The sequence below is a fragment of the Vibrio penaeicida genome, assembly GCF_002933855.1.
Classification (GTDB): Bacteria; Pseudomonadota; Gammaproteobacteria; order Enterobacterales; family Vibrionaceae; genus Vibrio; species Vibrio penaeicida_A.
Map to the genome: position 1 here is coordinate 150,431 of NZ_BFAQ01000015.1, position 24,867 is coordinate 175,297.

Genomic DNA, 24,867 nt, shown 5'->3' on the forward strand with positions numbered 1-24,867 from the left:
TCGGCTAAAAGCGTTTTACTCTTTGTTGAGAGGTATTTGCTTAGAATGACTAGGCGAAAAACCTCTCGCCGCGATTAAAACGCTTTTATCTCGAACAAAATTTAACCGCGAAAGGTCAACAGACCCTAATAAAAACAAAAATCGCGCTTGCTGAAACAGCAAGCGCGATGATTTTTGAAGACCGTTCTCAAACAACCTCCATCTGTAGGTAGTTTGAAAATACATAATTTGAGTATAAATAGTTAAACGATAAACAAGGTCGCAAGCCCTAAGAAGACCATAAGCCCTACAACATCAGTTACCGTGGTTAATGCCATTCCTCCAGCTAAAGCCGGGTCAATATTTCTCTTTTTCAAAAATATAGGAATACTCACACCGGCTATTCCTGCTACCAATAGGTTCGTCATCATTGCAGCAGAAATCACACCGCCAAGCAGCCAATCATCTTTCCAAACAACAACAATTCCACCAATGATCAAAGCCCAAAGCAAGCCATTTAGAAAGCCGATTGCCGCTTCTTTGAGTAGCAATTCGCGCTTATTGGTATCACCAATGTGTCCTAGCGCCAAACCACGGATCACCAACGCAACCGTTTGATTACCGGCGACTCCCCCCATGGAAGGGACAATGGTCATCAATACGGCTATTGCTGCCATTTCCTGTAGAGTGGCTTCAAAAAGGTTAGAAACTGAAGCTGCCGTTAACGCGGCTAACACGTTCGCCCCAAGCCAAATGCTCCGCTTACGAGCCGATTTAACAACAGGTGCGAAGGTATCCTCCTCATCGTCCAAACCCGCTAGGCTCATCATGGAGTGCTCGGCGTCTTCACGGATTACGTCAACAACATCATCAATGGTAATTCGACCGACCAAATGATTGTCTTCATCAACCACTGGGGCGGAAACCCAATTTCTCCGCTCAAACAAACTCGCAACATCGCTATCGCTGGCATTGACGGAAATCGCTTCGTCTGCGTCTTCCATGATTTCACTGATTTGCACGTCTGGCTGAGAAGTCAGTAAGGTTGTTAGGTGCAAATACCCTGTTAACTTGCTGGTTTCGTCAATCACATACAGTGCATCTGTCGCTTCAGGTAACTCACCTTTGATGCGCAAATAGCGTAAAACAACATCGACTTCGACATCACTACGAATAGTGATAACGTCGGTACTCATTAAACTACCGGCGGTGTCTTCATCATACGCCAACGCAGTTTCGATTCGATGCCGATCCGCAGTATCCATCTGGGATAGAACTTCACGGGAGAGATCATCAGGAAGACTTCGAAGTACATAGGCTACATCATCCGTTTCAAGCCCTTCCGTTGCTTCAGCCAGCCTTTCTGGTGCCATTTTGGACACTAGGCTATCTTTCACATCTTCAGAAAGCTCATCAAGGATTTCACCGTAATCTTCAGGATCCGTGAGTTGCCAAAGCACATCACGACTTTTACGAGGAGAAGCTTGCAGGAGGTGGGCGATGTCTTCCGGCTCCATGTCTTGGAGCATACGGCGAACATGGACAAATCGACCGCTATCTAACGCATCGCTTACTTCTTGTAGGGTTTGATGAGTTTGGTCAATTTCTAACTGCTCAGCCATTCTCGTCCCCTATTTTTACATTCGTTTACAATATGTTGAGTATACCCAAACTACCTGAAGATGCTAGGTTCAGCGAGAAGGAGATGACGAACAATATGTGAAAGAGGCGAGAAATATGTGAAAGAGGCGAAAAATCACTCTTCTTCGTCGAAACGATGCTCAATCAGGTCACAAACAGCGCTTAAAGCTTGTTCGGCATCTTCACCAACAGCAGAAATGGTAACACTTTGTCCCTGAGAAGATTCCAACATAAGTAGCCCCATAACGCTTTCAGCAACCACGGTTTTTTCACCGTTACTGACACTGATATCGGCATTGAAGCTTTGGGCGAGTTCAACAAGTTTGATGGCTGCACGAGCGTGCAAACCGAGGCGATTTTGAATAAAAACAGTTCTACAGCATTCCATTGCCAATTTTTACTCTCTTAGTCCAATAATTATTTGTGGTGCTTTTCCAAGCTTGTATGACGAATCTGTACTTGATGACCTTGCTTCGTAAAATGCTCACCAAGTTGTTGCGTTATATACACCGAGCGATGTTTACCGCCTGTACACCCGATCGCCACAGTTAGATAACTGCGATTGTTTTTTTGCAGTAGTGGCAGCCAATGCTCGATAAAGGTTTGTATCTGCTCTTTTAGCTCTAACACTGAATTGTGATTTTCTAAAAAGGCTTTTATGGGAGCATCTAACCCAGTTTGCGGACGCAATTCAGGTTCCCAATGCGGGTTAGGCAAAAAACGGACATCAAATACGTAATCCGCATCGTTGGGTAGTCCATATTTGAATCCAAAAGATTCAAACACCATCACAAGCTCTTTGCTTTCCCTACCTTCAACTCGCTGGCGTACCGTTTCGCTCAAATCGTGCAGTGATTGATTACTGCTGTCTAACACCAGATCGGCATATTCTTTGAGATTCAACAATAGCCCTTTCTCTAACCGAATAGCTTGTTCAAGTGAAAGCTTTTCTTTCGGTCTCATCGACAATGGATGGATTCGGCGAGTTTCGCTGTAACGTTTTAGTAGGGTGTTTTCATCGGCATCTAAAAACAGAACATTCACATCAAGTTCGGATTTAAGTTTGGTCAACGTCGTCGTAACCAAAGCAGGATCTTGAGGAAGGTTTCTAATGTCGATACTTACGGCTACGTTTTGTTGGCCGCCTTGAATGGACTGTACAAAGTTTTCTAACAGTGAAACAGGCAAATTATCAACACAGTAATAACCGAGATCTTCTAAAACCCGAAGCGCTACACTCTTTCCGGCCCCGGATTGACCACTGATGACAATCAAGCGTTTTTTGTCTGATGGCTGAGAAGAGTTCGTCATGACTATTGCGTTATGATGTCGTAAAGCTCTTGATCGGACTGAGCATTACGAAGAGATTTGAGGGTGGACTTATCGTTTAAGCGTTCAGCCATTGCGGATAAGGTTTTCAGGTGAGTTTTACATTGAGCATCGGGCACCAACAATGCAAAAAGTAAATCCACTGGACGGTTATCTATGGCATCGAATTCAATCGGCGCCTGACATTGCAGTAGAACTGCGACAGCTTGGTCACTGTCCATCATACGACCATGTGGAATAGCAATACCATTTCCGATTCCGGTACTGCCCATTTTTTCTCTGTTGAGCATGCATTCGAACAGCTCTGTAGAGTTTTGCCCCGTGTGTGTGGCGGCAACTTCACTGATAATTTCCAGTGCTCGTTTTTTGCTTGTACATTGGACTGCACTTTTTGTGCAGTCCAATGCAAGTACTTCGCTTAATTGCATGTTAGTGGCTACTTAGCTTTTCTTTGTGCTTATTGAGTTGTCGAACTAATTTATCGACTAAAGAGTCAATGGCAGCATACATGCTTTCGTTTGTCGAAGTCGCATGAATGTCTCCCTGGTTGACATGAAGTGTAGCTTCTGCGATTTGATTCAACTTTTCAACACGCAGTACTACTTGAACTTGATTGATGTGATCGAAGAATCGCTCTAGCTTTTGGAACTTGGATTGAACGTAGTCTTGCATTGAATCGGTAAGATCAACGTGGTGCCCTTGGATATTGATTTGCATAGACTTTCCTTCTTACTGTAGGCCTAGAGTAGGCGTTTACGCTGACTGGATGGCGCAATGCCGAGGGACTCTCTGTATTTTGCGATCGTTCGCCTCGCAACTTGTATCCCTTGGTCAGCTAACAAAGCGGCAATCTTGCTGTCACTGAGAGGCTTAGCGATATTTTCCGCAGCCACCAGCTTTTTAATTAATGCGCGAATTGCCGTTGACGAACACTCTCCACCGTTATCGGTACTGACGTGACTAGAAAAGAAATATTTCAGTTCAAAAATACCACGCGGAGTGTGCATATACTTTTGAGTGGTGACCCTTGAAATGGTCGATTCATGCATATCCACCGCCAGTGCTATATCGTTTAGCACCATCGGTTTCATCGCTTCCTCACCATATTCGAAGAAATCATGCTGATGCTCAACAATGCAACGTGCAACTTTGAGCAATGTCTCGTTTCTACTTTCTAAGCTCTTAATCAGCCATTTTGCTTCTTGTAAATTGGTTTTTATGAACTGACTGTCTGAACTGTTTCCCTTACCTAACGCAGCGTATTGTTGGTTCACTTTGAGCTTTGGTACACTGTCTGGATTAATGGACACTCGCCATTGACCATGTTCTTTAAATACAGAGACATCGGGAATAACGTATTCCGTTTCATCCGGTGTTACACTGCTGCCAGGGCGAGGATCTAACTGTTGAATCAATGACAATACATCGCGTAAGTCCGACTCTTTTAGCTTCGTTTCCTTGATGATTAACTTGTAATCACGATTGCCCAAATGATCGATGTGATTTTCAAGTAATGATTTAGCCTGAGATAACCAAGGCGTATCTTCAGGAAACGTCGCCAATTGCAATAAAAGGCATTCTTGTAGATTTCGGGATGCAACACCAAGTGGATCAAACTGCTGGATGCGTTTGAGAACGGCTTCGACCTCATCCAACTCGACTTCTTCGTTCCCCATACTTTCCAAAATATCTTGGGTATCGATGGTGAGATAACCATAATTATCAACCGCATCAATGATGGCCATTGCAATGGTTCTATCGGTGTCGGTGAATGGGGTTAGGTCGAGTTGCCAAGTCAGGTAGTCTTGAAGACTTTGGGTGGTCTCACCCTGATAGACAGGAAGGTCATCGTCTAGTGCAATACCTGTGTTGCCCGTATTTGCGCTGTAAACGTCTTCCCATGTTGTGTCGATTTCTAAATCGTTGCTGATTTCGGACTTTTCAATCAAATCCGAACTGTCACTTAATTCTGGTTCTACAGTAATTTCTTCGTTGGACTCTTTCTCATTAGTGCTAGCTTCTTTGGCAGCTTCTTCATTGGCGGAGTTTTCTTCATTGCCTTCATCCACATCTAAAAGTGGGTTTGACTCCAAGGCTTCTTGAATCTCCTGCTGCAAGTCCAACGTTGACAGTTGCAACAAACGAATCGCTTGTTGTAACTGAGGCGTCATCGCCAGTTGCTGACCTAGCTTTAATTGTAATGAGGGTTTCATGTAGTCCTTTTCTTATCTTTCTAATTCGGGAAGGATGTGCCAATTGGTATCCTCTATTTAATCATAGACGGAATTGCTCACCCAGATAAACCCGTTTTACCTGTTCATTATTGAGAACCTGTTCCGGTGTTCCTTCCGCGATCAAATGCCCTTGGCTCACAATATACGCACGCTCACACACATCAAGGGTTTCACGAACATTGTGATCGGTAATCAACACACCCAACCCCCTGTCTCGCAGGTGCTCAATGATCTTTTTGATATCAATGACTGAAATGGGGTCTACCCCTGCAAACGGCTCATCCAGCAAAATAAATTTTGGATTTGCTGCCAACGCTCGGGCAATCTCTACTCGGCGTCTTTCACCACCAGAAAGTGCCATACCATTGCTTTTGCGGATATGCTGAATGTGGAATTCATCCAGTAAGTCTTCAAGCCTGTCTTGGCGCTGCTCACGCGAGAGTTCCTTACGAGTCTCCAGCACGGCCATAATATTGTCTTCCACCGACAATTTTCGGAAGATAGACGCTTCTTGAGGCAAGTACCCAATACCAAGTCTCGAGCGCGAGTGCATAGGCAATATACTGATATCTTGATCATCGATAGAGATACGACCTTCATCACGACCGACCAATCCAACGATCATATAAAACGATGTCGTTTTACCAGCACCATTTGGTCCCAATAACCCTACTATTTGACCTGATTTTACCTCTAAGCTGACATCAGTGACTACTTTTCGTTTTTTATAGCTCTTCGCCAGATTTTCCGCTTTTAAGATTGCCATCTAAATTACTGTTTCTTCGTCTGAGTGGGTTGTAGGACAGTCGATACACGCTTACCTTTTTTACCATCGGCAATCAGTTTTTGAGGCGTAATCAAGTATTTAATAAGTGGACCTTTAATCACACTATCATCTTGAGACAGCACAGCATTCTCAGTCATCGTCAACAAGTCTTTACGGACTTGATAGAGCAAAATGTTGGCTTCACCATGTAACGTTTTGCCATCATCTGTCAGCTGAGTAAAGACTGCAGTCTTACCAAATGCCTCTATTTGCTCGATACTCTCATCTTCGGAATTTCGAATCACAATCACTTTGTCTGCTGTGATATTGATGCTGCCTTGTTTCAGAACCACATCACCAACAAAGGTGACTTTGTTGCTGATCATGTCCAGCGCTTGGCTGTCAGAGTCTATATAGATAGGCTGCTCTGAATCTGTGCTTAATGCCCAGACAGGAGCAGATAAAACTAAGCAAGAAATTAAGCTAAGGAGTCTTCGTCTCATATTTACTTTGCACTTGTTTTAATAGGGTTGCGGTGTTGTCGCCAAAATTGCCCACCATCGCATTCCCATTTGAAATAAATGTCGGACCAACGAGCGCTACGGGCTCGTCGGTATTAAAATCTTTACTGATCAACTCAATGATGAGCTTTTCTGTTGTTATAGTATCAAGTCCCGCTTCTGGGTTGAGATTCTTTGCGAGCACGTTACCCGTCAAGGTGAGTACGTTGTCATCATCCAAAATACCTTTGTCTGCAGTTACTCTCCACTCTTTCGCGTGGCCTTCACGAAAAACACTCAGTTCTAGCTGCTCAAAAATGGTATCGCCGCTTTTTGCAAAGTGATCCAAATGGCTAGAGCGGATATCAAAATTTCTTATACCACCTTCGGTGTAACTGGTGTTGAGCAAGTCTTTCCCAGAAAATGCAGGGAGCTCGATATCTGGCTTCACCTGAAGTAATTCTGGTTCACTTTTACCGTATAGATAATACACACACCAGCAAGATATAAAAATAAGAACAAGGTATATAGGACGAGGAAGCGTCATATACTCAAACCTTTGTGACTATCTAAATCGCCACGTGCTTCCAATACAAGATCGCATACTTCGCGCACAGCACCGTGGCCACCTTTAATGTTCGTCACGTAATTGGCTCTTTTCACCAACAGTGGATGACCGTCTGCCACACACACTTTTAACCCAACCTGTTCCATAACCGGCCAGTCAATCAGATCATCGCCGATGTACCCAGTCTGTTCTGGTGCGATATTTAGTTTTTCACAAATATCAGCATAAGCTTTTAACTTGTTATCCTGCCCTTGATAGATCAGGGAAATGCCTAAGGCGGTCATCCGGTTCTCGACTATCTTAGATTGCCTACCTGTAATAATCGCAATTTCAACACCAGCACTCATCAGAGCTTTGATGCCGTAACCGTCTCTTGTATGGAACGTTTTCAGCTCCTCTCCCTGATTCCCCATATACACCAGACCATCAGAAAACACGCCATCCACATCGCAAATCAGTAATTTTAGGTTCTTTGCTATGTTAAATACATCGTGGTTAACATCGCCATAAATCGTTGAAATCATCTGACTCACTACATAACTCCGGCTTTCAAAAGGTGATGGATATTGAGGGCACCAACAAGCGTATTATTCTCAGACAACAATAAACTGGTTATGCTCCGTGCTTGCATCATATTCACCGCTTCTACCGCTAACATGTCCGGTGAAGCCATCATAGGGTTCTCTGTCATAACAGAACCTATAGATGCGGTATGAATATCGACTTTTTTATCAAGAAGACGACGTAGATCACCGTCTGTAAAGATACCAAGGACCTGATCGCTTGAATCCACAACCGCCGTCATCCCCAAACCTTTTTGAGATATCTCTAATAACGCATCTTTTACTGACGCTTCTGGTGACACCTTGGGAAGCGCATCGCCAATTTGCATGATATCGGCGAGCTTCAAGAGAAGTTTACGCCCTAAGGCACCGCCGGGGTGAGATAGCGCAAAATCATCAGCGGTAAAGCCTCTAGCTTGGAGGAGTGACACCGCTAATGCATCCCCCATCACCAATGTTGCTGTCGTACTTGTTGTAGGGGCGAGCCCTAAACTGCAGGCTTCCTCTGGAACATGAATGCACAAGTGGATATCAGCCTGTGTTGCCATATTCGAAGACGGCTTGCCTGTCATTCCGATAATACCGATACCTCTGCGCTTTAAAACGGGGTAAAGCGCTAAGATTTCTGAGGACTCACCAGAATTCGAGATTGCCAGCACGATGTCGCCATTTTCCACCATGCCTAAGTCGCCATGACTCGCCTCTCCAGGATGAACAAAAAAAGCAGAAGTACCAGTACTTGCCAACGTCGCCGCTATCTTTTTTCCAATATGACCGGACTTACCCATACCCATGACCACAATTTTGCCTTTGGCTGCAAGGATTGCCTCACAAGCTTGGACAAAAGAAGCATCAAAATACTTCTCAAGCTGAGACAGCCCTTGGATTTCAATTTCCAAGACTTTTCTCGCGGCACTACAGAAATCGAATGTATTCGACATGGATAGGCTCCTGAAGAAGAAATAGACTAAGCAGCTACATTATAAAAAAGATAACCTTGGTAAACCGCAAAAATAGTGAACAGAATGCCCCCTTCAATGCGGTTGACGCTTCGTGATTTACCCAGTGCCATTACGACGAGTAATAACGAAACGGCAAGCATGACCCAAAAGTCACGTCCCATTGCATGCTCATTAAGAATAGATGGATTTAAAATTCCCGGAATACCCATTACGGCAAGGATATTGAAAACGTTGGAACCGATGATATTCCCTACAGCCATGTCATCTTCGCCCTTCATTACACCTGCTAAAGAGGCGGCTAATTCAGGCAAACTTGTACCAATCGCAATAATGGTCAACCCAATAACTAAATCACTCATACCAAAGTATTTTGCAATGATAACAGCGTTATCCACCAAGATATCCGCTGATAGTGGTAGTAGAATAAGACCGATAACCGCCCACATCACCGCTTTAGAATTTGGCATACCCTCAGGGATTTCAGATTCTTGATCTTCAACGAATGCATCGCCATTTTGTTTTTCTTTTTGGCTAATTCGTAGCATTGCAAGAATGAAAGCAGCAAAAAGAACAAACAACAAAATACCTTCGTAGAAACCAAGGAAGTTATCGAACATCAATGCGCCCGCCACTACGGTGACGACGATCATAAGAGGAAGTTCGCGTCGAACAACAACAGAACTGATAGATAAAGGCTTAATAAGCGCGGTAATACCCAAAATAAGAGCGATGTTAGCGATGTTTGAACCCAAGACATTTCCTACCGCTGTGTCCGTCTTTCCGTCTAGAGCAGCGGTAGCAGAAACCATCATCTCTGGTGCTGAGGAGCCCATTGCTAAAATGGTCATACCGATTACCAATGGCGAGATACCAAAATTTCGGGCAAGAGCCGCAGCTCCTAAGACCAATTTATCTGCGCTCCAGACGAGCAAAGTTAAGCCTACGACAAGCAACGCAACGGCTTCAAGCATGATGTTCCCTTTAAATTAACTGAGTAGAAAGACAAGTAGCCGCTAATTTTGACGGTTCGTGACTCAAAATGGAAGCCATTATAGTAAAAAGAAACAAGGATTCGCGACAGACTAACGGTATTAAGAAAGGATGTTCGGTTTGAGTTTTGGGTTAAATTAAGGTCATATTCGGTAGCTTTACTTTGAATTCAACGCGTTTAGTGCTTATCATTGCCAATTCACCTCAGCTCAACTAGCAGCATATTAGAAGAACTTTATGTCGACAGCGGATTTAGTCACCATTCAAAACCTGACTTTCTATCGTGGAACAAGAAAAATCTTTGATGATGTCACCCTATCTGTTCCCAAAGGAAAAATTACTGCCATCATGGGGCCTTCTGGTATCGGAAAAACCACCTTACTCCGCCTGATCGGGGGACAAATTCACCCTGATAATGGCGATGTCATCTTTGATGGCGATAATATTCCTCGCCTTTCTCGACATGCACTGTACGAAGCGCGTAAGAAAATGAGCATGCTTTTTCAATCTGGCGCACTCTTTACTGATATCAATGTCTTCGAAAATGTTGCGTATCCTCTAAGAGAACATACTGAACTTAGTGAAGAGCTCATTCGTAGTATCGTTTTACTCAAACTTGAAGCCGTAGGGTTACGAGGTGCCGCAGAATTAATGCCCAGCGAACTTTCCGGTGGTATGGCTCGCAGAGCGGCTTTAGCAAGAGCTATCGCCCTAGACCCCGAGCTCATTATGTATGACGAACCATTTGTCGGACAAGATCCAATCACCATGGGCGTGTTGGTGAAGCTCATTCAGAATTTAAACCAAGCGCTGAACCTCACTTCAATTGTCGTGTCTCACGATGTACCGGAGGTCATGAGTATTGCAGATCATGCTTACATTCTTGCCAACGGCAAAATCATTGCGAGCGGAACACCTGAGGAATTGATGGCGAATCCAGATCAAAATGTACAGCAATTCCTGACAGGAATGGCAGACGGTCCCGTCCCATTCCAATTTCCAGCAGAAGACCTGACTCAAGATCTTTTCAATATATCGGGAAGTGCTCAATGAACACCTTGCTGAATTTCATCACCAGTATTGGGCACAGCACGCTGTCTATTTGCCGAGCTTGGGGACGGGCGACACTCATGCTTTTTGGCGCTCTGATTGCCAAACCTCAACCAATCAAACACTTTCCGTTGCTGATAAAGCAACTCTACAGTGTTGGCGTGCAGTCTATGGTCATCATCGTGCTATCTGGGTTGTTCATCGGCATGGTCATCAGCCTGCAAGGGTATGTTGTTCTTGTCGACTTTGGTGCCGAAGGGGCATTAGGTCAGATGGTGGCTCTTTCACTTCTACGCGAGTTAGGTCCAGTGGTGACTGCGCTGTTATTTGCAGGGCGAGCAGGCTCTGCTTTAACGGCTGAAATCGGTTTAATGAAAGCCACCGAGCAATTATCCAGTATGGAAATGATGGCTGTTGACCCACTGAGAAGAGTCATCGCCCCTCGTTTTTGGGCTGGCGTCATTTCAATGCCGCTTCTTGCAATGATTTTCATGGCTGTCGGTATTTGGGGCGGTCAACTTGTCGGTGTTGACTGGAAAGGCATCGACCACGGAAGCTTTTGGGCTTCGATGCAGTCCTCAGTAGAACTAGGGCAAGATATTGGTAACAGTTTAATTAAAAGTGCCGTCTTTGCTTTAACGGTTACATGGATAGCACTTTTTAACGGATACGATGCGATTCCCACATCTGAAGGGATCAGTCGTGCTACAACTAAAACAGTGGTGCACTCATCACTGGCTGTTCTGGGCCTCGATTTCGTCCTTACAGCACTTATGTTTGGGAACTAAAGATGCAACAAACTCGTAAACTGGAATTATTAGTAGGAAGCTTTGTCATCGCGAGTGTGATTGCCATTCTTGTTATGATTCTAAAAGTCGCCGATGTAAAAAATTTTGGCTCAGGGGAAACCTATCAGCTGAAGGCCCAGTTCGATAACATCGGCAGTTTAAAACTCCGCTCACCAGTTAAAATTGGTGGTGTTGTTGTTGGACGTGTATCGGACATCACTTTAGATATTGAAAGCTACTTACCCGTCATTACGCTCACTATTGATAAGCAATATGGCGAATTCCCAGAAACATCTAGCGCACAAATCCTCACTTCAGGCTTAATTGGTGAGCAATATATCGGGTTGGTACCCGGTTTTATTGATGAAGACATCGACATGTTGCAGGATGGCGACTATATAGAGGATACGAAGTCAGCACTGGTACTCGAAGATCTCATTGGACAGGTCTTGTATCGCGTCGGTGGTGACTCAGAAAATTCGGAGGAACCGTAATGAAATGGTTTAAAAAATGGGCACTAGCAACAACGCTAAGCGCTCTTTCGTTTGTCAGCATTGTACAGACTAGTACGGCACAAACTATTGATGCCACCAAGCCATACGACATGATGCGACAAGTCGCGGACAAGACGTTCTCTCGCCTGAAAAACGAGCAAAATCAAATCAAATCCGACCCTGACACGCTAAAAGTCGTGGTTGAAGAAGAGCTAATGCCTTTTGTCAACAATCGCTACGCGGCTTTGAAACTGCTTGGACCGAACTTAAAGAAATCCAAGAAAGAAGACGTTAAAGTTTTTGTTGAAGCTTTTCGTGCGTACCTTGTGACGTCTTATGCCCAAGTGCTGACACAGTACACCGATCAATCGATAGAATTTGCCCCAGCACGACCACTCGATCCTAAAAGCCGCATCATCTCTATTCGAGTAGAAATCATCGATAACCCAAACCCAAACATTAAGCTCGATTTTAAATTGAGAAAAGATAAAAAGAGCGGAGAATGGGCGGCGTTTGATATGGTCGCTGAAGGGGTAAGCCTGCTCTCCAGCAAGCAGTCAGAATGGAACAGCAAGATTCGAAAAGATGGGCTCTTAGAGGTCAGCAAAGATTTGCAAGAATTGGCAGCGAGACCAATTCAATTCAAGGACAAAAAATAATGAGTCATCCTCAGTGGCTGCAAGTCGCCCCGACTCAGAGCCAACTTTCTGGGGACTTGGATCGTGAAAGTGTCCCTAGTTTGTGGCAATTTTTGAAGAAACGAAAAACTGACACGACTCAACTAAATATTGACATGAGTGAAGTGAAACGCGTCGATTCCGCTGGTATGGTGATGCTGATTCACTTAATAGAGCATGCAAAAAAGCAAAACTGTCATATAATGCTCAGTTTCGTGCCTGACCAGCTGCGCACTTTGTGTCAACTGAGTAATGTCGAAGCAATGCTATTCCCCGAAACTGAAACCGCACAAAAGTCTCAGCTTGAATCATCGGGTGAACGCAATCACATTGAAGTTTAAATAGGATCTACCGTGGACAGCGTTGAAGTAAAAAACATTTTAGATCAAGCTCTTAATCTAGAAGAGTTACACGTAAAAGGGGAAGGCAGCCACTACGAAGTGATCGCTGTAGACCCAAGTTTTGATGGAATGAACCGTGTAAAAAAACAGCAGCTCATCTACGCTCCGCTGATGGAATACATTCAAAGAAACGATATTCATGCAGTTTCGATTAAGGCTTACACGCCGGAAGAATGGGAACGCGATAAGAAACTGATGTCTCTTTAAGGTTGATTGATGGAAAAGTTTCGAGTTAAACGTTCGGGTCCTCTAACTGGTGAGGTCTCAATCTCTGGTGCTAAAAACGCCGCCCTACCGATTTTATTTGCTTCCATTCTTGCAGAAGAACCTGTTGAAGTAACCAATGTACCTAAGTTGCGTGACATTGATACTACAATGGAATTACTGAAGCGTTTAGGCGCTCAAGTAGAGCGTAATGGTTCTGTGCATGTGGATGGTCGCTCTATTGACCAATACTGTGCGCCTTATGATTTAGTAAAAACCATGCGCGCTTCTATTTGGGCATTAGGTCCTCTGGTTGCTCGATTTGGTCAAGGTCAGGTTTCGCTTCCTGGCGGCTGCGCGATTGGTGCACGACCTGTTGATCTTCATATTTATGGCCTTGAACAACTTGGTGCCACTATTACCCTTGAAGAAGGGTATGTAAAAGCCGAGGTCGATGGACGCCTTAAAGGTGCTCACGTCGTGATGGATAAAGTCAGTGTCGGCGCAACCATTACCGTTATGTGTGCAGCCACTCTAGCAGAAGGTAAAACCGTTTTAGATAACGCAGCGCGTGAACCTGAAATTGTTGATACTGCAGCATTCTTAAACACACTTGGTGCTAAAATCTCGGGGGCTGGTACAGACACCATTACTATCGAAGGCGTTGAACGTTTGGGCGGTGGTAAACATTCCGTCGTACCTGATCGCATTGAGACAGGTACTTTCCTTGTCGCAGCAGCAGTGTCTGGCGGTAAGATCCTATGTAAAAACACCAGCGCATCATTACTTGAAGCTGCTCTTGCGAAGCTAGAAGAGGCTGGTGCTTTGGTGGAAACGGGTGAAGATTGGATCAGCTTAGATATGACAGGTCGCGACTTGAAAGCGGTATCCATTCGTACAGCGCCTCACCCTGGCTTCCCAACCGATATGCAGGCTCAATTTACGCTGTTAAACATGATGGCAAAAGGAAGTGGGGTCATTACTGAAACCATTTTTGAAAATCGGTTCATGCACGTACCAGAACTGATGCGTATGGGAGCAAAAGCTGAGATCGAAGGCAACACGGTAATTTGTGGCGATACCGATGGGTTGAGTGGAGCTCAAGTTATGGCAACCGACCTGCGTGCTTCTGCAAGCCTCGTGATTGCCGGATGTATTGCTGAGGGCGAAACCGTTGTTGATCGCATCTACCACATCGATCGTGGTTACGAAAAAATCGAAAACAAATTGTCTGCACTTGGTGCTAACATTGAGCGATTCAGAGAGTCTGGTTAAACTCTAGCTTTGAATCTAAAAGCCGGAAACTGTCTATCTCAGGTTTCGGCTTTTTTGTTGCGTATTACCCCGCTTCCGTTTATTTTCCGATCGTATCGTTCAAACGTAAGCTGAATAACTATCAAAGAGAATTTTATGATCGCTTTATTGCGTCTCATCGCAGTGGCAATATTCGCCATTCTGATGTTTGTATTTGGGTGTGGCTATTGCCTATTGAGCCCAAGAAACCCAAAACACGTCTTTACTTTTGGCCGTTACTTCGGGCGCATGTCCAGAGTATTCGGCATTAAATTGGATCTCAGGATCCCAGAAGATGCCTATAAGCGTGGTCAGCATATTTACATTGCCAATCACCAAAATAACTGGGATATTTTTACTGTTTCTTCTGCCGTGACACCAAATGTGGTCACCGTTGGAAAGAAAAGCCTTGCCTATATGCCATTGTTTGGCCAACTTTATTGGATCACTGGCAACATCCTAATTGATCGCGCCAATCGCAGCAAAGCCATGGGTACGATTGAACAAGTCGTAGCAAAAATCAAAGGTCGTGACATATCGGTATGGATGTTCCCTGAAGGTACACGCTCTCGTGGCAGAGGTTTACTTCCGTTCAAAACAGGCGCTTTTCATGCCGCCGTTGGGGCTCAAGTGCCAATCATTCCAATTGTATGCAGTACTACAGAAGGTAAATTTAAGCTTAATCGCTGGAACAATGGTCATGTCATTGTTGAAATGCTGCCGCCAATCAGTATTGACGGTTATGGCAAAGAGAATGTCCGTGAATTGGCGAATTTATGCCGTGAACAGATGAAGCAAAAGCTTGAAGAGTTAGACGCAGAAGTAGAGCAACTAAATAGCCAAAAATAATCGATTAAGTCGAGTTGTTCTTTTAGATACTGAAGCTGCAAACGGCTATTCGAATGAAAAAAATCCGGTTATCAAAGATAACCGGATTTTTTAATTTCCATTCCCTTTACCTAAGCAGGAAAAGGGGTTTCACTTTAAAGCGCAGCAATCGTTGCTTTTTGCTCTTCAAGCTTCACCAAAGTGTCTTGGTAGCCTTCAAGTTTTTCCCGCTCTTTCGCAATAACCGCTTCTGGCGCTTTAGCAACAAAACCTTCGTTACCTAGCTTGCCTTCGATGCGCTTGATTTCGCCGTGCGTTTTTTTCACTTCTTTATCAAGACGAGCAAGTTCTGCGTCTTTGTCAATAAGACCTGCCATTGGGATCATCAACTCAGACTTGCCAACCAGTTTAGTCGCACATGCTGGAGTTTCAGCACCGTCTGCAAGTACAGTCAGGCTCTCTAGCTTCGCAAGAGAGTTCAGAACTACCTTGTTCGCTTCGATACGCTCAGCGTCTTTCTCGTTTGCAACTTTGATCATTACTTCTAGACCTTTGCTAGGTGCAATGTCGTATTCCGCACGTAGGTTACGAATAGCGGTGATAAACGTCTTCACCCACTCAATATCTTCGACGATCTCCGCATTGAAATTATCTTCGTTAAACTGAGGAAGCGCTTGAGTCATGATAGTCTCGCCCTCAACACCCTCTACTAGCGGCTTAACGCTCTGCCAGATAGATTCTGTGATGTAAGGAAGCACTGGATGAGCAAGACGTAACGTCTTCTCTAGAACGGTGATCAGCGTGTAACGAGTCGCTTGTTGTTGAGCTTCAGTCCCTTTCCAAAGCACAGGCTTAGTTAGCTCTAAGTACCAGTCACAGAATTGGTTCCAGATGAATTCGTAAAGCGTGTTAGCAGCCATGTCTAGACGATAGTTGTCTAAATGAGCATTAAACTCTTTCGCAGCCACTTCAAACTGAGATTCAATCCACTTGTCTGCTAGAGAGAATTCCATGTTTACACGATCTTCAACAGACAGTGGCATGCCACAGTCGTGCTCTTCTGTATTCATCAGTACATAACGGCTTGCGTTCCATAGCTTGTTACAGAAGTTACGGTAACCTTCTAGACGCTTCATATCCCAGTTGATGTCACGACCTGTTGAAGCCATAGCAGCAAGAGTGAAACGCAGAGCATCGGTGCCGTATGGTTCGATACCGTTTTCGAATGTTTTACGTGTGTTCTTTTCAATCTTAGCGGCTAGTTTTGGCTGCATCATGTTGCCGCAACGCTTCTCAACCAAAGACTCTAAGTCGATGCCGTCAATCATATCGATAGGATCAAGTACATTACCTTTCGACTTAGACATCTTATCGCCGTTCTCATCACGGATAAGACCCGTCATGTAAACCGTTTTGAACGGTACCTGCGGTTTGCCATCTTCGTCTTTCACGAAGTGCATGGTCATCATGATCATACGAGCAACCCAGAAGAAGATAATATCGAAACCAGATACCAGTACTTCAGATGGGTGGAACGTTTTCAAAGCCTCAGTATCTTCCGGCCAGCCTTGTGTACCGAACGTCCAAAGTGCAGAAGAGAACCATGTATCGAGTACGTCGTCATCTTGCTTAAGCACAACAACAGGCGCTAGGTTGTTCTTTTCACGAACTTCTTCTTCAGTGCGACCTACGTAAACTTTACCGTCGTTGTCGTACCATGCTGGGATGCGATGTCCCCACCAAAGTTGACGAGAGATACACCAATCTTGTACGTCACGCATCCACGCAAAGTACATGTTTTCGTATTGCTTAGGCACGAATTGAATCTGACCATCTTCAACCGCTTTTACTGCTGGTTCCGCAAGAGGGGCAGTACGTACATACCACTGGTCGGTTAACATTGGTTCGATAACTACGCCACCACGGTCACCGTAAGGGACCGTTAGGTCGTGATCTTTGATTTCATCTAGAAGACCAAGTTCTTCGAATTCAGCAACAATAGCTTTACGAGCAGTAAAACGCTCCATGCCTTGGTACTTAGCTGGGATTTCTGTCGAGTACACATCACTTTCTTCGCCGTTAGTAGTGAACACTTCAGCAGCATCACGGATATCAGCGTTGAACGTTAGGATGTTGATCATTGGCAGGTTGTTTCGCTTACCCACTTCGTAATCGTTAAAATCGTGAGCAGGCGTAATTTTCACACAACCTGTGCCTTTTTCCATGTCAGCGTGTTCATCACCTACGATAGGGATAAGACGATTTACAACAGGAAGCAGGATTTCTTTGCCGATAAGATCTTTGTAGCGTGGATCTTCTGGGTTAACCGCAACCCCTGTATCGCCAAGCATAGTTTCTGGACGAGTAGTCGCAACGACGATGTAGTCTTTGCCGTCAGCAGTTTTAGCACCGTTCGCTAGCGGGTAACGGAAGTGCCACATGAAACCTTTTTTGTCTTTGTTTTCAACTTCAAGATCAGAAATTGCAGTGTGCAATTTAGGATCCCAGTTTACTAGACGCTTGCCACGGTAGATTAAGTCCTCTTCGTATAGACGAACAAACACTTCTTGAGTCGCAGCAGACAAACCGTCATCCATTGTGAAGCGTTCACGATCCCAATCTACAGATGCACCAAGGCGACGAAGTTGCTGAGTGATCGTGCCACCCGATTCATTTTTCCATTCCCAGATTTTGTCGATGAAAGCATCACGTCCGTAGTCGTGTTTTGTTTTGCCTTCTTCAGCAGCGATCTTACGCTCTACAACCATCTGAGTTGCGATACCCGCGTGGTCAGTACCAACCTGCCAAAGGGTGTTTTTCCCCTTCATACGCTCTGCACGAATCAAAGTATCCATGATGGTATCTTGGAATGCGTGGCCCATATGCAGGCTACCCGTGACATTCGGCGGTGGGATCATAATGCTGTATGAATCTTTGGTCGTGTCACCGTGTGGCTTAAAGTAGCCTTTCTCTTCCCAAGCTTGATACAAAGCTTGTTCAATAGATGTTGGGTTATATGTCTTTTCCATAGTGCTCTTAAATGGATACGTTTACGGGTTAATCTTGGTCAAACTTTATAATTGAGAACTCTCAGTACAGTAAGTACTTGCGAAATCTCTTAACTATAAGGTTTGACTAAGGGTTTTGAATCTCGATAGTTTCCAGCTGATAACCAGCTTGACGGTAAATTTTATACCTTTCTCGAGCTTGTTGCTTAGCTTTTTCTTCGCAGGGAACGAAGTCTACCACTTGACCAAAGGTTGGGGCAAAAGTTGTCTTGTCATTCGCCATATTTATAACGAGCTGTCGGTTCCACGCAGGCTTTACATTTGAGTAACCAATTTCGATCCCCGTCCCTGATTTGGGCCCCTCGCCCACCAAGTTATGCGCAACAAACGTTTCAGGCTCCGCCTGAAAAAGCAGTTCTGCAACCGCTTCTGCACTCTTTTTGTTTTCAGCATTGACGTACACTTTCGCACCCAGTTTGGCAAAATGATGAGCAAGAAATACAACATACTTGTGAAACCCCAACTCTTCAGACTGAGGGCTACTTTCTTTGATCAAATAAAATGTTGCTGTTGCCATTTGCTATCACAACTCATTTAAAACGCGGTATGTGGTTCAAAAGGAACCTTCTGTTAAAAAGCTAAACGCAGTTAAAAAGCTAAATACAATTAAAAAGAAAGGGCCTTTCGGCCCTTTCTAAAATTTGAAGATTTACTCTTCAGTATCCTGGCCGCTTCGGTTCAGAAGGAATTGGACCAGCATTGAGACGGGACGACCAGTCGAGCCTTTGTCTTTACCGCCAGATCGCCAAGCCGTACCTGCTATATCAAGGTGCGCCCAGTTGTATTTCTTAGTGAAGCGAGACAAGAAACAACCCGCAGTAATCGTACCGGCTGATTTGCCACCAATATTTGCCATATCAGCAAACGGGCTAGCAATTTGTTCTTGGTACTCTTCACCCATAGGCAAACGCCATGCACGATCACCAGCTTGCTCAGAAGCATTGATCAATTCATGAGAAAGTGGGTTATGGTTCGAAATTACGCCGCTAATGTGATGGCCCAATGCGACAACACATGCGCCCGTCAACGTCGCTACATCAACCACACATTCTGGTTCAAAACGCTCTACATACGTTAGTGCATCACAAAGAACCAAACGCCCTTCCGCATCGGTGTTCAATACTTCAACCGTTTGACCTGACATCGTCGTTAAGATGTCGCCAGGACGGTAAGCATTGCTACCAGGCATGTTCTCACAACCAGCTAGGATACCAACAACATTAATTGGAAGGTTTAACTTTGCGAGAGCCTTCATCGTACCGAATACAGATGCAGCACCACACATGTCGTACTTCATTTCATCCATGCCTGCGCCCGGCTTCAATGAAATACCACCTGAATCAAACGTCAGCCCCTTACCGACCAATACAATTGGCTTGGTGTCAGGATCTGGTGCGCCTTTGTATTCCATAATGGACATAAGAGATTCGTTGTGAGAACCACGACCAACAGCTAGGTAAGAAGTCATACCCAGCTTTTCCATCTCTTCTTCACCAATGATCTTGGTCGTTACCGTTTCATGCTCATCAGCTAAACGGCGAGCTTGAGATGCAAGATACGCAGGATTCGCTACGTTTGGCGGCATGTTGCCCAGATCTTTCGACGCTTTCACGCCTGACGCGACGGCTAAACCATGGCTGATCGCTTTTTCGCCTAAATTCAATTCGCGACGAGTTGGTACGTTGAATACGAGCTTACGCAAAGGGCGACGAGTTTCTGGTTTCGTGCTTTTGAATTGATCAAACGTGTACAAGCCATCTTTCGTTGACTCAACGGCTTGACGAACTTTCCAGTAAGTATCTCTACCTTTAACGTGCAATTCTGTTAGGAAGCAAACTGCCTCCATTGAGCCTGTCTCATTAAGTGTGCTGATGGTTTTCTGAATAATTTCTTTGTATTGGCGCTCACCAAGCTCACGCTCTTTACCACAGCCTACGAGTAGAACGCGCTCAGACAAAACTCCAGGTACTTGATGCAGAAGTAGCATCTGCCCTGGTTTTCCTTCCAAGTCACCGCGTCGTAATAGTGAACTGATGTAGCCATCACTAATTTTATCGAGCTGCTCCGCTACTGGAGAAAGACGGCGAGGCTCAAAAACACCAACAACGATACATGCGCTGCGCTGTTTCTCAGGGCTGCCACTTTTTACACTGAACTCCATGCGTACTCCTACATCCTGAAGACAAACTGAACTAAATGTTAGATAATGGTCGCTTAGCTTAAAATATTCACGTTGGAACGCTAAGCCCATTATGTTGACTAACAATTAGCCAAAGATTTAAAAATAAAAGATTCAACGAGAAATTATAGTGATTCAATTAAAAAAACAAGTTTTCTATAGGTGATTTCAGCGTGATTATTGTTAGATATTTGATCCGCGAGACAATCAAGACTCAATTTGCGGTATTTTTAGTCCTGTTTTTGATCTTTCTTAGCCAAGAATTCATTCGAGTACTGTCTAACGCCTCTGATGGCGATGTGCCCGCTCGTTTGATCTTAACGCTGGTCGGTTTGAACATGCCCACTATGGGAATGTTAATGCTACCTTTAAGTTTATATCTTGGGATCTTACTGACTTTCGGGCGGTTGTACGCCGAAAGTGAGATTACCGTAATGAACGCGACCGGAATCGGGAATAAATTCTTGATTCAAGCGGCACTGAGCTTAGCGGTAATCACAGGAGCTTTAGCTGCATTTAACTCTTTGTGGTTATCCTCTTGGAGTCAGCAACAAATTACCCAAATATTCTCGGAAATCGAATCAGATAACAGTATCGACCTGCTGCAAAAAGGGCAATTTCAAGCCTCTCCTGACGGATCTGCCGTCGTCTTTGTCGATGATATTGAAAATAAAGAGTTAAAAAACGTCTTTATAGCTCAGCTAATACCGAGAGACTCTATCCGCCCAAGTGTCATGTTTGCAGACACAGGAAAGATGCAAGAGCTATCTGATGGTCGCCAAGTTCTTACACTTTATGATGGTAAAAGATACGAAGGCATTCCGACTCGCCTCGATTATATGATAACCGATTACAAAGAGTATGAAGCCTTAATAGGACAAAGAGCGGCTACGCAACGTTCATTAAGCTTAATGGCCACGCCAACGCTTGATCTTATCAACTCAGACGACAAACGATCTCAAGCCGAACTTCAATGGCGAATTTCTCTTATCGTTTGTATTCCCCTGCTTACAATGATTGTTATTCCGCTTTCCGCGGTAAACCCTCGCCAAGGTCGTTTTGCGAAAATGGCACCAGCGGTACTCATTTACCTTACTTACTTCCTGCTGCTGAGTTCCGGAAAATCAGCCATTGAAGAAGGCAGTTTACCGGCGTCAATTGGGCTGTGGTCAATCAATGGTGTAACACTTCTTTTGGGTATATTACTCAATAGTATGGACAGTACTTTCGTGCGACAGTTAAAAGAAAATTTCAGAAGAAAGGTGGCGTAAAGCGTGTTTAAGATCCTCGATTGGTACATTGGCCGAACTATCATCTCGACCACCGCTTTAACTCTGACGACTTTGGTCGGTTTATCCGCCATCATCAAATATGTTGAACAGCTTAGGGCTGTCGGCGAAGGCAGCTACGATGCATTACTCGCTTTCTATTATGTAATGTTGGCTCTACCTCGTGATGTGGAATTGTTTTTTCCGATGGCCGTATTACTGGGTGCTCTGATTGGTCTTGGAATGTTAGCGGCAAGTTCCGAATTAGTAGTCATGCAGGCATCTGGTTACTCTAAGCTAGATATCGGTTTCTCGGTACTTAAAACAGCCATTCCTATCATGGTCATTGTAATGATGCTTGGTGAATGGGGCGCCCCTGCCACCCAAAAAATGGCGAGAGAATTACGGACATTCGCGGTATCAGGGGGTAACATCGTGTCTGTACGAAGTGGTGTATGGGCAAAAGATGGCGGTAACTTCATCTATGTAGGGCGAGTAAATGGGGAGCAATTGCAAGGTGTTAACGTTTGGTTCTTTGATGAAGATAAGAAATTAGCTCACACCATGTTTGCAAAGGAAGCCAACTACGCCTCAGATCGTACTTGGGAGGTAAAAGATGTCATAAAAACCAGCTTTGATAATGACGTTGAAATATCAAAAGAAAAAATTGCACTGCAAAGTTGGACAACCACATTAACCCCAGACAAGCTAGCCGTTGTAACCGTTCAACCTGAAGAACTGCCCCTAACGGAACTTTGGAGCTACGTAACCTACCTAAAAGATTCAGAGCAGGATGCAAGCCGCTATGATTTGGCTTTCTGGCGTAAAGCCACTCAGCCCATATCGGTCGGAGTCATGATGTTTGTGGCCATGTCCTTTGTGTTTGGTCCACTTCGAAGCGTGACCATGGGGGCAAGAATTCTTTCTGGTGTTATTGCGGGATTTGGTTTCTACATTTTTGCCGAAACCTTCAGTAACGTCAGTTTACTCTATAAGCTCCCAGCCCCTGTGGGTGCACTGGTTCCCAGTATCGTATTTATGAGTATCGCTATTTTATTGATGCGGCGAAAAGTGTGAGCACTCCCCAACAATAGAAAAGGAGGGCACCCTCCTTTTCAAATTACTTTGAGCAAACGTGCTTTGAGTTAATTTGCTTTCGGCAGAACAACCACTTGTGTTTTTGCCCAAATGTCATGAAAGGCACGCTTCTTGGGATCAAATGGTACCGTAAGGTTTGCTAAGCCAAAACCAGAGGTTGCGACTCGGATGAGCGCTTGAGTCAACGAGATGGATGAACCATCTTCGTTTTGCACACGTAGCTTCCATGCTCGCATACCTAAAGTCTGTCCCGCTTTTGTCCAGAAGAATACAATAAACCCAATCCAAACTGCCGCGAGATACGCCGTGTACATAGCACTCCATACAGGGTGGTTGGTTAGAAAATCGCTGGCGTCGGCATAGCTTCCATAACTCATCAAACCTGCCGCGTGAAAGGCAAAGAGAATCGCAATTACTAGCCCCCCAGCCATCATTTCTATGGCGAGTATAATAAGGGCGTCGTACATCAGTGCGCCTAGCCTTCGAAGCAATCCTGCAGGTTTCGTTTGAAAAGACATAGTTCTCACATGGGTAATCGTTGGAAAGCGACAGAATATAAACTAGTACCAGAATTTGGAAGTGACTTAGCGCACAGCACGAGCACTTGTGTTGAAATAATCGCCAAACGAATGGTTTTTAAAGATTTAACTCTTGCACCCGCTTAAGTCATCCGTATAATGCCAATCATCGAAAGGGCAATAGCCCAGAGATGCCGGTGTGGTGAAATTGGTATACACGACGGATTCAAAATCCGTTGCCTTCGGGCGTGGCGGTTCAAGTCCGCCCACCGGTACCATTATTTAGAAAGGTCGCTATTTTTAGCGACCTTTTGTCGTTTTAGACTCTCAAAAAATTCGGCGTGACGTCAGGGATGCCTGTCCAATCAATCCGCCTCACGATACCACTATTCAGAAGCCACAATTTTAACGATCTTTCGTCGTTTTAGACTCTCAAAAACACCCACTCATTGAATTCTCTTCAAACAGCTACCGAGTAATATCCCACCTATCCCCGCTCAAGAAAATTAGCTTGTTATCAATTACCTGAATTATTTTAGTTACTCGCAAATATGGCAATAACTGAGCCACAATCCACATGTATTAATCACATAAGTGCATAATACCCATCTTTCAAAATTGCTGATGATGGTTGTAGGGGAAACATGTCTAAGAAAACCGATAAATTTGAAAAAGACGTTGCTGCGAGCGTAAACATTGGAGACACACTACCCAATGACTTACCTTCATGGATGAAAGATATCGGTGTAAAACCAGGAGCTAAAGTCACCTCCGTTCAAGCACAAGGTGCGATTGGTGGTAAGACAGATATCCTAATAAAGCTGTCGGATGGCTCCCCTATTAAGATTTCAGCAAAGATGAGCAGCGCGCATTACTTTGGCAACTGGTATTCGCACAATCGAATCATTGAAGATTTTGGAGTTAGAGCTTTTAATAAGCTGACAAAAGATTGCACTCAATGGGCAAAAGAATGGGTAAAAAGCCCTTCAGCTTCCTTTTTCGTTGGTGTCAGTATTTGTTTTGGAAAACGTTCAGGAAAAACAGCTAGAGAGTTTACCCAAGTCTTTGACTATCAGGATATTGTGAAGATAGTAGCAGGCGTAGGTAAAGGAAATTCAGTTGCTAACTGCCTATTGGTGAACAATAAAGTTCCCAGTAACTTACTTGAGCTCATACAAAAACTTGAACCGATAAACAATGAGGTAATACAAACATTAAGCCGCAATTTTAAAGTCGTTTACCGTCCAATTAATCCAAAAACGGAAGGAAGTAACCGAGGGAAGTGTACTTATACTCAATTTCGACCAACAAAGCGCTTAAGTAAGATGACAAAAGTCGAAACCCTTAAAGATCTAACGAGACTTGGCACCTTCGAGATCGTTTTGCCGAATGGTCTAAACCACAACCGCCTAATCCAAAATTTGAGAACCTATAATATCGACATTCCCACCAAGAAATAACCACCGAAA

General features: G+C 44.4%; 27 protein-coding genes and 1 tRNA gene. 12 read left to right on the forward strand and 16 right to left on the reverse strand.

What is annotated here, in order from left to right:
• Positions 1-242 precede the first annotated feature (242 nt).
• The 12 genes from mgtE to VPNCDNU1_RS08960 all read right to left on the reverse strand — a co-directional run bounded on the left by mgtE (position 243) and on the right by VPNCDNU1_RS08960 (position 9,513).
• Positions 243-1,601 carry a magnesium transporter gene (mgtE, locus tag VPNCDNU1_RS08905; RefSeq protein WP_104400021.1) on the reverse strand — a complete coding sequence of 453 codons (1,359 nt, stop codon included), beginning with the start codon at positions 1,599-1,601 and terminating at the stop codon, positions 243-245.
• Positions 1,602-1,735: 134 nt separating this feature from the next.
• On the reverse strand, positions 1,736-2,008 hold the full coding sequence (locus VPNCDNU1_RS08910; RefSeq protein ID WP_101113361.1) for an HPr family phosphocarrier protein: 273 nt from the start codon (positions 2,006-2,008) through the stop codon (positions 1,736-1,738).
• Positions 2,009-2,037: 29 nt separating this feature from the next.
• Complete coding sequence (gene rapZ / locus VPNCDNU1_RS08915; protein WP_104400022.1) at positions 2,038-2,931, reverse strand: RNase adapter RapZ; 894 nt, start codon at positions 2,929-2,931, stop codon at positions 2,038-2,040.
• 2 nt (positions 2,932-2,933) lie between these two features.
• Positions 2,934-3,377, reverse strand: a complete 444-nt coding sequence (gene ptsN, locus VPNCDNU1_RS08920) for a PTS IIA-like nitrogen regulatory protein PtsN (RefSeq protein ID WP_101113363.1) — start codon at positions 3,375-3,377, stop codon at positions 2,934-2,936.
• A 1-nt stretch (position 3,378) separates the two neighbouring features.
• Positions 3,379-3,666 (reverse strand): ribosome hibernation promoting factor, encoded by a 288-nt coding sequence (hpf, locus tag VPNCDNU1_RS08925; protein WP_101113364.1) that lies wholly within the window; start codon positions 3,664-3,666, stop codon positions 3,379-3,381.
• A gap of 23 nt (positions 3,667-3,689) precedes the next feature.
• Positions 3,690-5,162 carry an RNA polymerase factor sigma-54 gene (locus VPNCDNU1_RS08930; protein WP_104400023.1) on the reverse strand — a complete coding sequence of 491 codons (1,473 nt, stop codon included), beginning with the start codon at positions 5,160-5,162 and terminating at the stop codon, positions 3,690-3,692.
• A gap of 61 nt (positions 5,163-5,223) precedes the next feature.
• The gene (lptB, locus tag VPNCDNU1_RS08935) at positions 5,224-5,949 is read right to left on the reverse strand and encodes an LPS export ABC transporter ATP-binding protein (RefSeq protein WP_101113366.1); all 726 of its coding nucleotides are present in this window, start codon (positions 5,947-5,949) and stop codon (positions 5,224-5,226) included.
• A gap of 5 nt (positions 5,950-5,954) precedes the next feature.
• A complete protein-coding gene (gene lptA / locus VPNCDNU1_RS08940; RefSeq protein ID WP_104400024.1) occupies positions 5,955-6,452 on the reverse strand; it encodes a lipopolysaccharide transport periplasmic protein LptA in 498 nt (165 codons plus the stop codon).
• Positions 6,433-6,996: an LPS export ABC transporter periplasmic protein LptC gene (lptC, locus tag VPNCDNU1_RS08945; protein ID WP_104400025.1), complete on the reverse strand. Its 564-nt coding sequence runs from the start codon at positions 6,994-6,996 to the stop codon at positions 6,433-6,435. The genes lptA and lptC overlap by 20 nt, the downstream gene beginning before the upstream one ends.
• Positions 6,993-7,541 (reverse strand): 3-deoxy-manno-octulosonate-8-phosphatase KdsC, encoded by a 549-nt coding sequence (gene kdsC, locus VPNCDNU1_RS08950; protein ID WP_104400026.1) that lies wholly within the window; start codon positions 7,539-7,541, stop codon positions 6,993-6,995. The genes lptC and kdsC overlap by 4 nt, the downstream gene beginning before the upstream one ends.
• 8 nt (positions 7,542-7,549) lie before the next feature.
• On the reverse strand, positions 7,550-8,521 hold the full coding sequence (gene kdsD, locus VPNCDNU1_RS08955; RefSeq protein ID WP_104400027.1) for an arabinose-5-phosphate isomerase KdsD: 972 nt from the start codon (positions 8,519-8,521) through the stop codon (positions 7,550-7,552).
• 26 nt (positions 8,522-8,547) lie between these two features.
• Positions 8,548-9,513, reverse strand: coding sequence for a calcium/sodium antiporter (locus VPNCDNU1_RS08960; protein ID WP_104400028.1), 966 nt, complete (start codon positions 9,511-9,513; stop codon positions 8,548-8,550).
• A gap of 256 nt (positions 9,514-9,769) precedes the next feature.
• Here VPNCDNU1_RS08960 and mlaF point away from each other — a divergent pair, with 256 nt between their 5' ends.
• The 8 genes from mlaF (at position 9,770) to VPNCDNU1_RS09000 (ending at position 15,288) form a co-directional block, all read left to right on the forward strand.
• Positions 9,770-10,585: a phospholipid ABC transporter ATP-binding protein MlaF gene (mlaF, locus tag VPNCDNU1_RS08965; RefSeq protein ID WP_104400029.1), complete on the forward strand. Its 816-nt coding sequence runs from the start codon at positions 9,770-9,772 to the stop codon at positions 10,583-10,585.
• Positions 10,582-11,370, forward strand: a complete 789-nt coding sequence (gene mlaE / locus VPNCDNU1_RS08970) for a lipid asymmetry maintenance ABC transporter permease subunit MlaE (protein WP_104400030.1) — start codon at positions 10,582-10,584, stop codon at positions 11,368-11,370. The genes mlaF and mlaE overlap by 4 nt, the downstream gene beginning before the upstream one ends.
• 2 nt (positions 11,371-11,372) lie before the next feature.
• Complete coding sequence (mlaD, locus tag VPNCDNU1_RS08975; protein ID WP_104400031.1) at positions 11,373-11,864, forward strand: outer membrane lipid asymmetry maintenance protein MlaD; 492 nt, start codon at positions 11,373-11,375, stop codon at positions 11,862-11,864.
• Entirely contained in the window at positions 11,864-12,523 is a 660-nt protein-coding gene (gene mlaC / locus VPNCDNU1_RS08980) for a phospholipid-binding protein MlaC (RefSeq protein WP_104400032.1), read from the forward strand. The genes mlaD and mlaC overlap by 1 nt, the downstream gene beginning before the upstream one ends.
• Positions 12,523-12,882 (forward strand): STAS domain-containing protein, encoded by a 360-nt coding sequence (locus tag VPNCDNU1_RS08985; RefSeq protein WP_104400033.1) that lies wholly within the window; start codon positions 12,523-12,525, stop codon positions 12,880-12,882. Before mlaC ends, VPNCDNU1_RS08985 begins: the two co-directional genes overlap by 1 nt.
• Before the next feature lie 12 nt (positions 12,883-12,894).
• The gene (gene ibaG / locus VPNCDNU1_RS08990) at positions 12,895-13,149 is read left to right on the forward strand and encodes a BolA family iron metabolism protein IbaG (RefSeq protein ID WP_101113377.1); all 255 of its coding nucleotides are present in this window, start codon (positions 12,895-12,897) and stop codon (positions 13,147-13,149) included.
• 9 nt (positions 13,150-13,158) lie between these two features.
• Positions 13,159-14,421 (forward strand): UDP-N-acetylglucosamine 1-carboxyvinyltransferase, encoded by a 1,263-nt coding sequence (gene murA, locus VPNCDNU1_RS08995; RefSeq protein WP_104400034.1) that lies wholly within the window; start codon positions 13,159-13,161, stop codon positions 14,419-14,421.
• A 135-nt stretch (positions 14,422-14,556) separates the two neighbouring features.
• Positions 14,557-15,288: a 1-acylglycerol-3-phosphate O-acyltransferase gene (locus VPNCDNU1_RS09000; protein WP_104400035.1), complete on the forward strand. Its 732-nt coding sequence runs from the start codon at positions 14,557-14,559 to the stop codon at positions 15,286-15,288.
• 134 nt (positions 15,289-15,422) lie between these two features.
• Here VPNCDNU1_RS09000 and VPNCDNU1_RS09005 read toward each other — a convergent pair whose 3' ends face one another.
• The 3 genes from VPNCDNU1_RS09005 to pepA all read right to left on the reverse strand — a co-directional run bounded on the left by VPNCDNU1_RS09005 (position 15,423) and on the right by pepA (position 20,496).
• Positions 15,423-18,296 (reverse strand): valine--tRNA ligase, encoded by a 2,874-nt coding sequence (locus tag VPNCDNU1_RS09005; protein ID WP_104400036.1) that lies wholly within the window; start codon positions 18,294-18,296, stop codon positions 15,423-15,425.
• Between the two features lie 106 nt (positions 18,297-18,402).
• Positions 18,403-18,852 (reverse strand): DNA polymerase III subunit chi, encoded by a 450-nt coding sequence (locus tag VPNCDNU1_RS09010; protein WP_104400037.1) that lies wholly within the window; start codon positions 18,850-18,852, stop codon positions 18,403-18,405.
• A gap of 132 nt (positions 18,853-18,984) precedes the next feature.
• Positions 18,985-20,496 carry a leucyl aminopeptidase gene (gene pepA, locus VPNCDNU1_RS09015; RefSeq protein ID WP_101113382.1) on the reverse strand — a complete coding sequence of 504 codons (1,512 nt, stop codon included), beginning with the start codon at positions 20,494-20,496 and terminating at the stop codon, positions 18,985-18,987.
• A gap of 191 nt (positions 20,497-20,687) precedes the next feature.
• Here pepA and lptF point away from each other — a divergent pair, with 191 nt between their 5' ends.
• Both lptF and lptG read left to right on the forward strand, forming a co-directional pair.
• Positions 20,688-21,785: an LPS export ABC transporter permease LptF gene (gene lptF / locus VPNCDNU1_RS09020; protein ID WP_104400038.1), complete on the forward strand. Its 1,098-nt coding sequence runs from the start codon at positions 20,688-20,690 to the stop codon at positions 21,783-21,785.
• Between the two features lie 3 nt (positions 21,786-21,788).
• On the forward strand, positions 21,789-22,859 hold the full coding sequence (gene lptG, locus VPNCDNU1_RS09025; RefSeq protein WP_104400039.1) for an LPS export ABC transporter permease LptG: 1,071 nt from the start codon (positions 21,789-21,791) through the stop codon (positions 22,857-22,859).
• A gap of 68 nt (positions 22,860-22,927) precedes the next feature.
• Here lptG and VPNCDNU1_RS09030 read toward each other — a convergent pair whose 3' ends face one another.
• Positions 22,928-23,398, reverse strand: a complete 471-nt coding sequence (locus VPNCDNU1_RS09030) for an RDD family protein (protein ID WP_104400040.1) — start codon at positions 23,396-23,398, stop codon at positions 22,928-22,930.
• A gap of 193 nt (positions 23,399-23,591) precedes the next feature.
• Here VPNCDNU1_RS09030 and VPNCDNU1_RS09035 point away from each other — a divergent pair.
• Positions 23,592-23,676: transfer RNA gene (locus tag VPNCDNU1_RS09035), tRNA-Leu, on the forward strand.
• 366 nt (positions 23,677-24,042) lie between these two features.
• Positions 24,043-24,858, forward strand: coding sequence for a hypothetical protein (locus VPNCDNU1_RS09040; RefSeq protein ID WP_104400041.1), 816 nt, complete (start codon positions 24,043-24,045; stop codon positions 24,856-24,858).
• The last annotated feature ends 9 nt before the right edge of the window (positions 24,859-24,867 follow it).

What these genes read in the sequence shown, in the direction of transcription:
- mgtE (WP_104400021.1), bottom strand. Translation starts at nt 1,601, where the DNA reads ATGGCTGAGCAGTTAGAAATTGACCAAACTCATCAAACCCTACAAGAA.
- VPNCDNU1_RS08910 (WP_101113361.1), bottom strand. Translation starts at nt 2,008, where the DNA reads ATGGAATGCTGTAGAACTGTTTTTATTCAAAATCGCCTCGGTTTGCAC.
- rapZ (WP_104400022.1), bottom strand. Translation starts at nt 2,931, where the DNA reads ATGACGAACTCTTCTCAGCCATCAGACAAAAAACGCTTGATTGTCATC.
- ptsN (WP_101113363.1), bottom strand. Translation starts at nt 3,377, where the DNA reads ATGCAATTAAGCGAAGTACTTGCATTGGACTGCACAAAAAGTGCAGTC.
- hpf (WP_101113364.1), bottom strand. Translation starts at nt 3,666, where the DNA reads ATGCAAATCAATATCCAAGGGCACCACGTTGATCTTACCGATTCAATG.
- VPNCDNU1_RS08930 (WP_104400023.1), bottom strand. Translation starts at nt 5,162, where the DNA reads ATGAAACCCTCATTACAATTAAAGCTAGGTCAGCAACTGGCGATGACG.
- lptB (WP_101113366.1), bottom strand. Translation starts at nt 5,949, where the DNA reads ATGGCAATCTTAAAAGCGGAAAATCTGGCGAAGAGCTATAAAAAACGA.
- lptA (WP_104400024.1), bottom strand. Translation starts at nt 6,452, where the DNA reads ATGAGACGAAGACTCCTTAGCTTAATTTCTTGCTTAGTTTTATCTGCT.
- lptC (WP_104400025.1), bottom strand. Translation starts at nt 6,996, where the DNA reads ATGACGCTTCCTCGTCCTATATACCTTGTTCTTATTTTTATATCTTGC.
- kdsC (WP_104400026.1), bottom strand. Translation starts at nt 7,541, where the DNA reads ATGATTTCAACGATTTATGGCGATGTTAACCACGATGTATTTAACATA.
- kdsD (WP_104400027.1), bottom strand. Translation starts at nt 8,521, where the DNA reads ATGTCGAATACATTCGATTTCTGTAGTGCCGCGAGAAAAGTCTTGGAA.
- VPNCDNU1_RS08960 (WP_104400028.1), bottom strand. Translation starts at nt 9,513, where the DNA reads ATGCTTGAAGCCGTTGCGTTGCTTGTCGTAGGCTTAACTTTGCTCGTC.
- mlaF (WP_104400029.1), top strand. Translation starts at nt 9,770, where the DNA reads ATGTCGACAGCGGATTTAGTCACCATTCAAAACCTGACTTTCTATCGT.
- mlaE (WP_104400030.1), top strand. Translation starts at nt 10,582, where the DNA reads ATGAACACCTTGCTGAATTTCATCACCAGTATTGGGCACAGCACGCTG.
- mlaD (WP_104400031.1), top strand. Translation starts at nt 11,373, where the DNA reads ATGCAACAAACTCGTAAACTGGAATTATTAGTAGGAAGCTTTGTCATC.
- mlaC (WP_104400032.1), top strand. Translation starts at nt 11,864, where the DNA reads ATGAAATGGTTTAAAAAATGGGCACTAGCAACAACGCTAAGCGCTCTT.
- VPNCDNU1_RS08985 (WP_104400033.1), top strand. Translation starts at nt 12,523, where the DNA reads ATGAGTCATCCTCAGTGGCTGCAAGTCGCCCCGACTCAGAGCCAACTT.
- murA (WP_104400034.1), top strand. Translation starts at nt 13,159, where the DNA reads ATGGAAAAGTTTCGAGTTAAACGTTCGGGTCCTCTAACTGGTGAGGTC.
- VPNCDNU1_RS09000 (WP_104400035.1), top strand. Translation starts at nt 14,557, where the DNA reads ATGATCGCTTTATTGCGTCTCATCGCAGTGGCAATATTCGCCATTCTG.
- VPNCDNU1_RS09005 (WP_104400036.1), bottom strand. Translation starts at nt 18,296, where the DNA reads ATGGAAAAGACATATAACCCAACATCTATTGAACAAGCTTTGTATCAA.
- VPNCDNU1_RS09010 (WP_104400037.1), bottom strand. Translation starts at nt 18,852, where the DNA reads ATGGCAACAGCAACATTTTATTTGATCAAAGAAAGTAGCCCTCAGTCT.
- pepA (WP_101113382.1), bottom strand. Translation starts at nt 20,496, where the DNA reads ATGGAGTTCAGTGTAAAAAGTGGCAGCCCTGAGAAACAGCGCAGCGCA.
- VPNCDNU1_RS09030 (WP_104400040.1), bottom strand. Translation starts at nt 23,398, where the DNA reads ATGTCTTTTCAAACGAAACCTGCAGGATTGCTTCGAAGGCTAGGCGCA.
- VPNCDNU1_RS09040 (WP_104400041.1), top strand. Translation starts at nt 24,043, where the DNA reads ATGTCTAAGAAAACCGATAAATTTGAAAAAGACGTTGCTGCGAGCGTA.